The following is a 12,547-nucleotide window of genomic DNA, read 5'->3' on the forward strand; positions in this document are numbered from 1 at the left end:
AAGCGTTAACCTATATCAGGACATGAGCAAAGCAGCTTAGGTTAAACCACTTAGCTGCGCTGACGCGTTGGCTTAGGTTGTCCTGTTCCAGTCACTTTATGCTTACGTACAGCGCGGCGGATTTTAGCACTTTTTACTTGTGCACGGGCCACACTGTGTTTATCTGCGGCAAGCATAGTACGAGTTTCTGGCTCTAAACCTGCCAATTTACGCAAGTAATTGACTTGCTCCATTGGCAATTCAACCCAGCCACCGCGTGGCAGTGATTTTGGCAATTCAACCATACCATAACGGATACGGATCAAACGGCTCACTTGCACTTCTTGGGATTCCCACAAACGGCGCACTTCACGGTTACGACCTTCGCGTAAACACACATGCCACCATTGGTTCATGCCTTCGCCGCCCGCAGGCTTAATGCTATCAAACTGCGCAGGGCCGTCTTCTAACATCACGCCAGTACGTAAACGCTGTACTGTCGCTTCAGGGATTTCACCAAAAGTACGCACTGCGTATTCGCGATCCACTTCGTTCGATGGGTGCATTAAGCGGTTCGCTAATTCACCATCTGAGGTAAACAATAATAAACCTGAGGTGTTGATGTCTAAACGACCTACCGCTACCCAGCGTGAATCACGCACTTTAGGTAAGCGATCGAATACCGTTGGACGGCCTTCTGGATCTTTACGACTGCAAATTTCGCCTTCGGGTTTGTGATATGCCAATACACGACAAATCACATCTTCGGCAGACTTTAACGAAATCGCGCGGCCATCAATACGTATTTTAGCATCGGCTTCAATACGATCCCCAAGGCCAGCGATTTCACCATCAATACTAACTCGGCCTGCAGCAATCCATGCCTCCATCTCACGACGGGAGCCATGGCCTGCACGGGCCAAGACTTTCTGCAATTTTTCACTCATTAGTATTTTGCTCTTCTGACTGTTCTGGCGTTAATTTCAAGCTTGAAAAAACCGCCTGCAATGACTCAGTATCCGACAGCGGCGGTAAATCCGCTAAGGTATCTAAGCCAAAATATGCTAAAAATTCTAAGGTAGTGGCATATAACGCGGGTCGCCCCGGTACTTCTTTATGGCCAACTACTTTAATCCAATGTCTATCTGACAAACTTTTTATGATATGGCTACTTATAGCCACACCGCGCACCTGTTCAATATCGCCGCGAGTCACAGGTTGACGATAAGCAATTACCGCCAAGGTTTCTAATGTCGCACGCGAATATTTTGGCGCCTTTTCTTGCCACAGGGGCTGCAAAAAAGGACTCAACACCTCTAAGGTCTGGAAGCGATAACCGCCAGCGACTTTCACAAGTTGCACACCTCGGTCTTGATAATCCTGCTGCAGCTCATCCAATGCAGCTTTTATTTTGTCTCTGGAAACCGTGAAATCCACCAATACAGTGTCTTTCAACATTTTCGCCGACAAGGGTTTCCCCAATACAAACAAACTCGCTTCAATAAGCTGTTTTAATTGAATAGGATTTATCTGCATCAATTAATAGGCCTTAACGTAAATAGTTGAAAACGGCTCTGTTTGGTACAATTCAACCAGTAATTCTTTGACTAATTCCATCAAAGCTAAGAAGGTCACTACCACACCGGCACGGCCTTCTTCTAGGGTAAATAAACGTTCAAATGCGGTAAAGTCTTCGGCGTTTAGCATGGCTAAAATCTGGCTCATGCGCTCACGGGTCGATAACTGTTCACGCTTAACATGATGATCTTCATTGGCATCGATACGTTTAAGCACGTCACCAAAGGCACGAGCGATGTCAAATAACGACACTTCTGGCGGGATCATTAATGGCTTAATATTAGGTGCTGCCACCGCTTTAGCTTGAAACACATCCCGCTCGAGCCGCGGTAAATCATCGAGTTTTTGCGACGCTTCTTTAATCACTTCATAGGCTTTCAACTGACGGATCAATTGCGCCCGAGGATCTTCCTCAATCTCATCTTCAGCCACCATACGCGGTAGCAGCAAACGGGATTTAATCTCGGCAAGCGTTGCCGCCATCACTAAGTAATCGGCGGCAAGTTCGATTCGAGCCTGAGTCAGCAACGTAATATATTCTAAATACTGCGCGGTGATTTGCTGAATGGGTAAATCGACAACATCTAATTTTTGCTTACGGATCAAATATAAAAGTAAATCCAACGGCCCTTCAAAGGACTCGAGGAACACTTCCAATGCCTCAGGCGGAATAAACAAATCCAGCGGCATTTCGGTCATTGCCTGACCACGAATAACGGCTAAGGGTAAACTTTGTTGCGTGCCCTGCATCCGCTATCTTGCTCCGTTAACGCTGCGCTACCCAACTTAGACTAACGCCAAACGCGCGATTATACCTGTAAACCTGCGACGATAAAACTGCCAAATGTGCACAGCCACTCTCAGCATCACTCACTCGCATCCATTAGCGATAAATCTAATGCGGCAGATTTAGAGGAATGGCGTGATATCCCCCGCGCCTTCACGTAAAATCTCGGCGCCATCTTCAGACATATCAATCACAGTCGTCGGTTTTTCACCTAAATAGCCGCCGTGAATAATCACATCCACTTGGTGCTCGAGCAAATCGCGAATTTGTTCAGGATCAGACTCGGCAAATTCTGCATTTGGCATCACTAAACTGGTCGACATTAACGGTGCGCCCAAGGCTTCAAGCAGTGCCAGAGCGATAACATTGTCAGGCACGCGAATACCTATGGTCTTTTTCTTGTCATTTTGCAGACGACGTGGCACTTCTTTAGTCGCTTTAAAAATGAACGTATAAGGCCCAGGCGTGCAACTTTTTAGGATGCGATACGCCTGATTGTCCACTTTGGCGTAGGTAGCTAATTCAGATAAATCGCGGCACATCAAAGAGAAGTCATGATCGTTCTCAATTTGACGAATTCGTGCCATGCGCGTCATCGCGTCTTTTTCACCAATCAAGCAGCCTAATGCATAACCTGAATCGGTTGGATAAACAATCACACCGCCCGCTTTTAAAGCGGCAACAGCTTGACTGATAAGGCGTGTTTGCGGATTTACTTCATGTACATAAAAAAATTGACTCATGGTCGTTCCATCCAAAATTCCGATTGCCAGACCCAATCAATACCTTGGGGCTGATACAGATTTTTACCTAATTCAATCCAATTACTTGGAAAGTGAAAATCACTCCCTATCGATGCAAGCAATTGATTTTGTATACTCAGGGCCACAAGATTGGCTCTGTCATCTAATGTTTGCTGGCCGAGTACCACTTCCATGGCATCTCCACCCGCTTCTTTATATTCGCGCACCAAGCGCTTAAGCCACTTGCCCGACAACTTGTAACCACTGGGATGCGCCAACACGGCTAATCCACCTGCGTTATGAATGATATCGATGGCGCTGGCCATATCACCCCAATTATTGGGGACATAACCGGTTTTACCGCGGGCAAGGTAGCGTTTAAACACGCTGGGCATATCCACGGCATGGCCATTTTCAGCCATCCAGCGAGCGTAATGTCCACGACTCAATGCCGCTTCACCCGCCAACGCCTTGGCACCTTCGTAAGCGCCTTCAATGCCGGCTTTAGCTAATCTATGGCCAATTTCTTGAGCGCGTAATTCACGTAACTCACGCTGGTTTTCTAAAAATGCTAATAACGCAGGATTATCCGCATCGAAGTTAAGCGCAACGATGTGGATATCATAACTGTTCCAGCGAGTAGAGATTTCTACGCCAGAGATCAATTTCAATGGTTCTGCTTGCGATTGATTAAAGGCACGGGCTGCGGGTAAACCTGCAACGGTGTCATGATCAGTAATAGCAAACAACTGCACGCCCTTTTCAAGGGCTCTCGCCACCAATTCAGACGGTGTTAATAGACCATCAGATGCGGTCGTGTGGCTGTGCAGATCAGCCAATATGCTTTGAGTATTCATAGGGCTATTGTACGTGAATTTGTTAATCAATGCGCTGTTATCTCGTATTTTATGGCGGTGTCAGTTAAATTTCCTGCTGCATTAAAGTCAACAAATTTGCAAAAATGAAAAATATTCAATTGACATTCGCCTCTAGCTAAGGCTTTCTATACATCAATTTACGAATTAGTGAGACTCTTTTGCATGACACACATTAACGCTTCATTAAACATCATTTGGTGGTGGCACTTCCCAACTTAGCGGGTAGTGTGAAGCTCTGTGCTCATTTGAAAGTGAACAGAATCAACAAGAAGCCCGCAGAAATGCGGGCTTTTTTGTTAGGTGCGAAAAATGTCGGCAAACTCGGGTAATAAAATTAGCAATAGAGACAACTCCATGACTTTTAAGATATTTTATAAGGTAGCTCGAGTATGAATATGCAAAAACAGACATTCGCACGCTCAAGTACACTAAAAGCGCCATTAACCTATCACAGCGATCCATTGCGTTTATACCAACACATTACCCAAGATGCATCCCACACTATGCTGTTGGAGTCGGCTGAAATCGACAGTAAAGATCACTTAAAAAGTATGCTGATGACCCATGCAGCCGTAATGATACGCTGCGATGGTTATCAACTGACCTTTAGTGCATTGACTGATAATGGCGCAAGTTTACTCGATCCTATCGCACAGTTTTTCAGTGCAAGTGCTCATGTGGTGCGTGATAATTTAGCCTTAATCGTAACGCTGCAAAAAGACACACAGCTACAAGATGAAGATGCGCGCTTAAAATCGACCTCGCCGCTAGATGGCCTACGGATGTTTATCCAGCAGATTGATTGTCGCGCCCATACTGACAGACAAACCAAACCCGCCTTTGAGGATCTATTTTTAGGTGGCGTACTGGCCTATGACTTGATTGATACCGTTGAACCACTGCCAGTGGTACCAAACAGCGATAATGATTGCCCAGACTATTTATTCTATCTTGCTGAAACCTTAATCCTTATCGACCATAAACTAAAGCAAGCCGAGATTATTACCCATAATTTTAGCCTCGATTCTGCTCAATATGCCGACATCACCACAGCGCTCAATGAGCGAGTACAAAGCCTAAGTATCCAATGTAAAACCTTGGCTAATTCACCTAGCGATGTACCAACACTCATCGCCATTGACGAGGCCGAGCAAGTGAATATCTCCGATGAGGTGTTTAAACAAACCGTTATCGATTTGAAAGAGCACATTATTGCGGGCGATATTTTTCAAGTAGTGCCATCGCGCAGCTTTAGTTTGCCTTGCCCAAATACCTTAGGGGCTTACCGCGCCCTGCGCCTAACTAACCCAAGCCCTTACATGTTTTATTTTAGAGGTCCAGATTTTACACTCTTTGGCGCCTCGCCAGAGAGCGCCCTCAAATACGATGCCAGTAGTAATCAAGTCGAAGTGTATCCGATTGCCGGCACCCGTAAACGCGGTAAAACCGCCACAGGTGAGATTGATTTCGACTTAGACAGCCGCATTGAACTCGAGCTGCGTTTAGATAAAAAAGAACTGTCAGAACACTTAATGCTGGTCGATTTAGCCCGTAACGATATTGCTCGTATTAGCCAAAGCGGTAGTCGTAAAGTTGCCGAATTATTGAAAGTTGACCGCTATTCCCACGTGATGCACCTCGTCAGCCGCGTAACGGGTCAACTGCGCCAAGATTTAGATGCCCTGCATGCTTATCAGGCCTGTATGAATATGGGCACCTTAGTCGGCGCGCCAAAAGTGCGAGCCTCACAACTGGTACGCCAAGCGGAAAAGACCCGTCGCGGCAGCTACGGCGGCGCAGTGGGTTACCTTAATGCCCTTGGGGATATGGATACTTGTATTGTGATTCGTTCTGCCTTTGTCAAAAACGGCATAGCCTTTATTCAAGCTGGCGCGGGCGTGGTATTTGATTCGGATCCCCAAAGTGAAGCAGACGAAACCCGTCAAAAAGCCCAAGCGGTAATTTCTGCCATAAAAATGGGCGCGGGGCTGCCTGTCAATGATGAGTCTACACAATCCACTTCAGCACAATCCACTTCAGCACAATATAAATAGGAGCCAAACATGAAACTCTATCTACTCGATAACTTTGACTCCTTCACCTACAACTTAGTGGATCAATTCCGCAGCCTAAATTGTGAAGTGGTGATTTACCGCAACGATGTTGCCGCCGACTATATTGCCGAAAAACTGCTTAATGAGCCAAAACCGGCGGCCTTAGTGTTATCACCTGGCCCTGGCGCGCCCCATGAGGCAGGTTCTATGATGGCACTTATCGCCAAAGTTGCGGGTAAGGCGCCTATGCTGGGCATCTGCCTTGGCCATCAAGCCATGGTGGAGTATTACGGCGGTACTGTAGCGCGCGCCCCTTTTGTGGTGCACGGCAAAGCAAGCCCTACCTTCCATAATGGCACTGGCGTATTTGCCGGCTTACCTTCTCCCTTACCCGTTGCCCGCTATCACAGCTTAGTCGCCACCAAAGTGCCCGATTGCTTACAAGTAATAGCAACCACAGAAGATATGCCGATGGCTATTTTACACCCAGAGCACAGAGCCGTAGGGTTTCAGTTTCATCCAGAATCGATTCTCACCACATTAGGTAGCACACTGCTCATTCAAACCTTGGCATTTCTAACCCAAGACGTCGCCGTAGGAGCAAATGTATGAGTACAAGAAACATTCAAACTTTGCTTGATATTTTGTATCAAGGTAACAGCCTAAGTCGTGAGCAAACCGCCGAATTATTTGGCGCGTTAATTCGTGGCGAAATGAGCGAAACCGCAATGGCAGGGATGTTAGTCGCGCTCAAAATGCGCGGTGAAACCATTGATGAAATCAGCGGCGCTGCCGATGCCATGCGCGCCGCGGCCAAATATTTCCCTTGCCCTGAGTTTAATACCGCCCAAGCTAACAACCAAACACAGGCTAACGGCGCGACAATTAACCGCGCGCTGAGTAACGGCATTATTGATATTGTTGGCACCGGTGGCGATGGTTTTAATACCATAAATATTTCCACCACCGCCGCCTTTGTGGCAGCAGCGGCAGGTGCTAAGGTCGCTAAACACGGTAATCGTAGTGTATCGAGTAAATCGGGATCGTCAGATTTACTCGCGCAGTTTGGCATTGACCTAACCATGTCGCCAGATACCGCCAGTCGTTGCCTTGAAGACTTGAATCTGTGTTTTCTATTTGCGCCGCACTACCATGGCGGTGTAAAACACGCAGTGCCTGTTAGACAAGCACTTAAAACTCGCACTTTATTCAACGTGTTAGGGCCGCTTATAAATCCCGCACGACCTGAGTTTATGTTACTTGGCGTATATAGCCCTGAGTTGGTTTTACCGATAGCGAAAGTATTAAAGGCGCTTGGCACAAAACGCGCTATGGTAGTGCACGGCAGCGGTTTAGATGAAGTCGCGCTGCACGGCAACACCCAAGTTGCGGAGTTAAAAGACGGCGAAATTATTGAGTATCAACTCACGCCAGCCGATTTAGGTGTGCCTTTAGCACACATAACTGACTTAGAAGGTGGCGAGCCTGCGCAAAACGCTTTGATTACCGAGGCAATCTTAAAAGGTCGTGGCACAGATGCCCACACCAATGCGGTCGCTATCAACGCGGGTTGTGCTTTATATGTATGCGGTATTGCCGATTCAGTTAAAGCGGGCACTTTACTGGCGATCGCGACTATCCAAAGTGGCAAAGCCTTTGAATTGTTAAGTCAGCTCGCAAAAGTCAGCAGTGAAACAAAGGAAAACGTAGTAATGGCTCCAGAATTAAAAGCTGATATTCAAGATGTTAGAATGCCGTCATCACTAGACACAGTGCAAAAAGGCAACGTGTTAACTCGTATTGTTGATACCAAAGCGGCCCATATTGCCGCCCTAAAACTCCGCTTTCCCGAGGCGAGCCTGTCGCCTAAAGTGTCTGATCGCAGTCTATTTGACGCGCTCAAAATGCCCAAAGCGGGCTACATTTTAGAATGTAAAAAAGCCAGCCCCTCTAAAGGACTTATCCGTGATGTATTTGATGTTGAAGCTATTGCTGATATTTACGGCAAATATGCGGCGGGTATTTCGGTGTTAACCGATGAGCAATTCTTTCAAGGGGATATGGACTATATCCCGAAAGTGCGTGCTCGGGTAAGCCAACCCATTCTATGTAAAGATTTTTTGATAGATGAATACCAAATCAAACTCGCCGCCCACCAAGGCGCCGATGCGATTCTGTTGATGCTGTCCGTGCTTGATGATGAACAATATCAACGTCTAGCGAAAGAAGCCGCTAAGTATCAACTCGATGTGCTGACCGAAGTCAGTAACGAAGAAGAACTTAAACGCGCCATCGCATTAGATGCGTCGATCATTGGGATCAATAACCGTAACTTAAGAGATTTGAGTACCGATCTCGCTACCACAGAAGCCTTAGCGCCACACATTGGCAGCGACCGCGTGGTGATTAGCGAATCAGGCATTTACAACAATGAGCAAGTACGCCGCTTGAGCCCGCTGGTTGATGGCTTCCTCGTTGGCAGTTCGATTATGGCCGAGGCTGATATCGACTTAGCCTGCCGTAAATTGATCTTCGGTCACAATAAAGTCTGCGGCCTCACCCGCGTGGAAGATATTCGCGCTGCGGCAACATCAGGCGCTGTTTATGCTGGGCTGATTTTTGCTGAACAATCGCCGCGCACATTAACACTTAATCACGCAGAACAATTGCTCAGCGAATATCGTGCATCTGATGCGCCGGCAATTGAATTTGTTGGCGTGTTTGTAAATGCCGCGCCCAGCACCATCTGTAACATTGCTACGCGCTTACAATTATTTGCAGTGCAACTGCACGGCGCAGAAACCGAACTTGAAATAGCCGAGCTCACCGAACATTTGCAACATGCGGGACTTACCACCCAAATTTGGAAAGCGGTCAGTGTTGATACAAAAACTGGCGAGATAGGTTTAATGCCCAAGGGCGCGCAGCGTTATCTTTTTGATAGTAAAAGTGCTGGCCAATTTGGTGGCTCGGGCCAAGCCTTTAACTGGCAAAGTAACATTCCGCAAAAGTCCCATGCCATGCTAGCGGGGGGACTCAATGCAGACAATGCAACGAGTGCTAATGCGCAAGGGTTTTACGGTTTAGATTTTAATTCCGGCCTAGAAACCGCCGCAGGGATTAAATCGGCGCAACTTATTCAAACGGCTTTTACCCATTTACGTCTCTAACCTAGCGCTTTAAAAAAGCCTAGATGAATTTAATACTAGATATAGAAACATAACCCTATTAATTCCAATGGCCTATTGAAAACAGCTCTATTAAATAACAGCTCAATCCAAGCCACTGGCAAACAGATTGATAAGATAAGGAAACAGGTATGTCAAAGTTAAAGCTTAACCCTTATTTCGGCGAATATGGCGGCATGTACGTGCCACAAATTTTAGTGCCCGCCCTTAAGCAATTAGAAACCGCCTTTGTAGAAGCACAAGAAGATGAAGCCTTTAAAGCCGAACTACATGATTTATTAAAAAACTATGCAGGCCGCCCAACGGCGCTGACTTTAACGCGCAATTTAAGCCCTAACCCACTGGTTAAAATCTACCTCAAACGGGAAGATTTACTCCACGGCGGCGCCCATAAAACTAACCAAGTGCTTGCGCAAGCATTACTGGCTAAACGCATGGGTAAAAAAGAGATTATTGCTGAAACCGGCGCAGGACAACACGGTGTTGCCACCGCCCTCGCCTGTGCTTTATTGGGCCTTAAATGCAAGGTGTATATGGGCGCTAAAGATATAGAGCGTCAATCACCTAACGTATTTAGAATGCGTTTAATGGGGGCTGAAGTGATCCCAGTTACGTCAGGTTCTTCCACTTTAAAAGATGCCTGTAACGAAGCTATGCGCGATTGGTCTGGCAGCTACGAAAAGGCCCACTATTTGCTCGGCACGGCCGCGGGGCCACATCCGTTCCCAACCATAGTGCGTGAATTTCAACGCATTATTGGCGAAGAAACCAAAAGACAGCTCTTTGAACGTGAAGGATGTTTACCCGATGCGGTTATAGCCTGTGTTGGCGGCGGCTCCAATGCCATTGGTATGTTTGCCGATTTTATTGATGAGCCCAGTGTTGAACTGATTGGCGTTGAACCCGCAGGTAAAGGCATAGACACGCCAATGCATGGCGCACCGCTCAAGCACGGTAAAACTGGTATTTTCTTCGGTATGAAAGCGCCTTTAATGCAAGATAGCGAAGGTCAAATTGAAGAATCCTACTCGATTTCAGCTGGATTGGACTTCCCATCCGTTGGCCCGCAGCACGCGCATCTTAATGCCACAGGCCGCGCCCGTTATGAATCAGCCACCGACGATGAAGCCTTGGAAGCCTTCCAACAATTGGCTCGCTGTGAAGGGATTATCCCCGCATTGGAATCGGCACATGCTATCGCCTATGCCGTGAAAATGGCGCGCGAGTGCACCAAGGAAACCATTTTAGTGGTCAATCTTTCCGGTCGGGGCGACAAAGATATTTTCACCGTTTCTGACATTTTGAATGGTACAGAGGAATAATAAACATGAGTGACACGTCTACCAACACTGGCCGTTACCAAGCCACCTTTGCCAAACTCAAAGCCGAAGGCCGTGGCGCTTTTGTCCCCTTCGTCACCCTTGGCGATCCTAGCCCTGAGTTATCGCTGAAAATTATCGATACCCTAGTGCAAAACGGCGCCGATGCCTTAGAACTGGGCTTTCCGTTTTCCGATCCCTTGGCCGATGGCCCAGTGATCCAAGGTGCTAACCTGCGTTCTTTAGCCGCGGGCACGACTCCAACGGCGTGTTTTGAATTACTGACGCAAGTGCGTGCTAAATATCCTGAACTGCCAATCGGTTTGCTGCTGTATGCAAACTTAGTTTTTGCTAATGGTATCGATGCATTTTACGCCAAAGCGCAGCATGCGGGTGTGGATTCAGTGCTTATTGCCGACGTACCCGTGGAAGAATCGGCGCCATTTAGCGAAGCCGCTAAAGCCCATGGTATCGCACCCATTTTTATCGCGCCGCCTAATGCCGACAGTGAAACCCTTGCTCTGGTTAGCGCCAGCGGCGAAGGTTACACCTATCTCTTATCCCGCGCAGGGGTGACAGGCACAGACACTAAAGCTGGCGTGCCGATGGAAGAAATTCTATCCAAATTGAAAACTTTTAACGCGCCGCCACCGCTACTCGGCTTTGGTATTGCCGAACCGGCTCAAGTAACCGCCGCCATCAAAGCAGGCGCTGCAGGGGCAATTTCAGGCTCTGCTGTCGTGAAAATCATCGAAACCCACCAGCACGATGAAGTTAAGCTACTTGCAACGCTTGGGGAATTTACTCGCGCAATGAAGGCTGCAACCTAAGCGAGTCTTGATTTAAATAATCCAATATAAATCAAGAATTCAATTACAAATAAAATAAGTGAGGTAGACTCGTCGCCTCGCTTATTTTGTTTATATTTACCAAGCTCTATGTTTACTCAGCCTTTATCTCCCGCAAACACTATCTGTCAAGGCAATACTGACACTCACGCAGTACTACACTGACAGCGTATTTATTTAGTCACAGTTCCTCGATAGAATGCCCTATCGAAGAAAAACTGACTTTTTATGCAGTATCGGATCTATATTCTCGAATTAACGCCTTGGGGCTGTGGTTTTGAAGGTGAAGTTGCAGGTAAATGCGATAATGGTGCGCCAATTTGGTTTTACTACCAAGGTAGCGATCAGCAGGCCGAAATGCGCTTTCCGGTTAACCAATGGGTGACGGTTGAATTACTCGGCCGACTTGCAAGTGTTCAAGTTGACATCATTAAGCAAGCTCCACGCCTACCAATTCAATTGAACTTTGAAACTTCAGGACAAATCGTCGACATCAGCCAAACACCCGAAGATACGATTTACCTGTCGCAATCAAACCTTGCACTCCCCTTTGATAATGAACTTGGCAAATCCCCTATTTAGCTCGGTCACTGGGTCAATGTAACGGGCGAGCTTTGGGTAACAAATGGAATGAATTAAGTGCTGATCCCTGCGCTAACTGTGAACATAGAGATAGGCTAGCTTGGGCTTTAATGATTGCGCTTTATCGGTGCAATACCTAGAATGTCGCCGCGCGGGCTAAACTTCATCAATCGCTTAAATACCCTGCTTCCGCTATTGAACCCAATGGGGAAAGCAAATGAAGTCGATAGCGGAATTGACAGTGTTAGCCTGTGACAAATCATTCGCCTGATGAATTTCCAATAGAGGATCCGATGACTATTTCTAAATCTTTGCCCGATGACAAACCTCGTACTTTTTTGGGCACGCCAAAATTACCAGCCAAGTATGCCACGGTTGTAATGCCATTTTTTCTTTCTATTCTAATGAGTTGTATCGTTTCTGGGATCAGTACTTTCAATGGCGTTGGCGCTTCACCGCAGTTTATCGAACTCTGGCTCGGTGCTTGGCTGATCTCATGGGTGGTTGCCTTCCCGACACTGCTGATGGTGTTGCCATTAGTACGTAAAATTACCGGACACTTTGTCGATTTACGCTAGCTTTACGATTTAG

General features: G+C 47.0%; 12 protein-coding genes, 1 pseudogene and 1 other annotated feature. Of the genes and pseudogenes, 8 read left to right on the plus strand and 5 right to left on the minus strand.

What is annotated here, in order from left to right; genetic code table 11:
- Positions 1 to 50: 50 nt before the first annotated feature.
- The 5 genes from rluB to rnm all read right to left on the minus strand — a co-directional run bounded on the left by rluB (position 51) and on the right by rnm (position 3,944).
- Complete coding sequence (gene rluB / locus ACRN9H_RS07125) at positions 51 to 926, minus strand: 23S rRNA pseudouridine(2605) synthase RluB (RefSeq protein WP_076499955.1); 876 nt, start codon at positions 924 to 926, stop codon at positions 51 to 53.
- The gene (gene scpB / locus ACRN9H_RS07130; protein ID WP_432313090.1) at positions 919 to 1,515 is read right to left on the minus strand and encodes an SMC-Scp complex subunit ScpB; all 597 of its coding nucleotides are present in this window, start codon (positions 1,513 to 1,515) and stop codon (positions 919 to 921) included. Before scpB ends, rluB begins: the two co-directional genes overlap by 8 nt.
- 3 nt (positions 1,516 to 1,518) lie before the next feature.
- Positions 1,519 to 2,307, minus strand: coding sequence for a segregation and condensation protein A (locus ACRN9H_RS07135; protein WP_432313091.1), 789 nt, complete (start codon positions 2,305 to 2,307; stop codon positions 1,519 to 1,521).
- Between the two features lie 159 nt (positions 2,308 to 2,466).
- A complete protein-coding gene (locus tag ACRN9H_RS07140) occupies positions 2,467 to 3,087 on the minus strand; it encodes an L-threonylcarbamoyladenylate synthase (RefSeq protein ID WP_263188310.1) in 621 nt (206 codons plus the stop codon).
- Entirely contained in the window at positions 3,084 to 3,944 is an 861-nt protein-coding gene (gene rnm, locus ACRN9H_RS07145; RefSeq protein ID WP_432313092.1) for an RNase RNM, read from the minus strand. Before rnm ends, ACRN9H_RS07140 begins: the two co-directional genes overlap by 4 nt.
- A 210-nt stretch (positions 3,945 to 4,154) precedes the next feature.
- Positions 4,155 to 4,262, plus strand: a sequence feature (Trp leader region).
- Between the two features lie 98 nt (positions 4,263 to 4,360).
- On the opposite strand from rnm, the gene ACRN9H_RS07150 reads away from it, so the two are divergent.
- The 8 genes and pseudogenes from ACRN9H_RS07150 (at position 4,361) to ACRN9H_RS07185 (ending at position 12,534) form a co-directional block, all read left to right on the plus strand.
- Positions 4,361 to 6,019 carry an anthranilate synthase component 1 gene (locus ACRN9H_RS07150; RefSeq protein ID WP_432313152.1) on the plus strand — a complete coding sequence of 553 codons (1,659 nt, stop codon included), beginning with the start codon at positions 4,361 to 4,363 and terminating at the stop codon, positions 6,017 to 6,019.
- A gap of 9 nt (positions 6,020 to 6,028) precedes the next feature.
- Positions 6,029 to 6,631 (plus strand): aminodeoxychorismate/anthranilate synthase component II, encoded by a 603-nt coding sequence (locus ACRN9H_RS07155; protein ID WP_432313093.1) that lies wholly within the window; start codon positions 6,029 to 6,031, stop codon positions 6,629 to 6,631.
- Positions 6,628 to 7,725, plus strand: a pseudogene (gene trpD / locus ACRN9H_RS07160) (anthranilate phosphoribosyltransferase); the annotation flags it as partial. The gene ACRN9H_RS07155 and the pseudogene trpD, both read left to right, overlap by 4 nt.
- A 45-nt stretch (positions 7,726 to 7,770) precedes the next feature.
- A complete protein-coding gene (gene trpCF, locus ACRN9H_RS07165; protein WP_432313153.1) occupies positions 7,771 to 9,189 on the plus strand; it encodes a bifunctional indole-3-glycerol-phosphate synthase TrpC/phosphoribosylanthranilate isomerase TrpF in 1,419 nt (472 codons plus the stop codon).
- A 149-nt stretch (positions 9,190 to 9,338) separates the two neighbouring features.
- Complete coding sequence (trpB, locus tag ACRN9H_RS07170; RefSeq protein WP_432313094.1) at positions 9,339 to 10,529, plus strand: tryptophan synthase subunit beta; 1,191 nt, start codon at positions 9,339 to 9,341, stop codon at positions 10,527 to 10,529.
- 5 nt (positions 10,530 to 10,534) lie between these two features.
- Complete coding sequence (gene trpA, locus ACRN9H_RS07175) at positions 10,535 to 11,356, plus strand: tryptophan synthase subunit alpha (RefSeq protein ID WP_432313095.1); 822 nt, start codon at positions 10,535 to 10,537, stop codon at positions 11,354 to 11,356.
- Between the two features lie 246 nt (positions 11,357 to 11,602).
- Positions 11,603 to 11,956: a glycerate kinase gene (locus ACRN9H_RS07180; RefSeq protein ID WP_432313096.1), complete on the plus strand. Its 354-nt coding sequence runs from the start codon at positions 11,603 to 11,605 to the stop codon at positions 11,954 to 11,956.
- Between the two features lie 293 nt (positions 11,957 to 12,249).
- Positions 12,250 to 12,534: a DUF2798 domain-containing protein gene (locus ACRN9H_RS07185; protein WP_006082193.1), complete on the plus strand. Its 285-nt coding sequence runs from the start codon at positions 12,250 to 12,252 to the stop codon at positions 12,532 to 12,534.
- Positions 12,535 to 12,547 lie beyond the last annotated feature (13 nt).

The sequence above is a fragment of the Shewanella sp. MF08487 genome, from assembly GCF_050848685.1.
In the GTDB taxonomy this organism is placed as follows: Bacteria; Pseudomonadota; Gammaproteobacteria; order Enterobacterales; family Shewanellaceae; genus Shewanella; species Shewanella glacialipiscicola.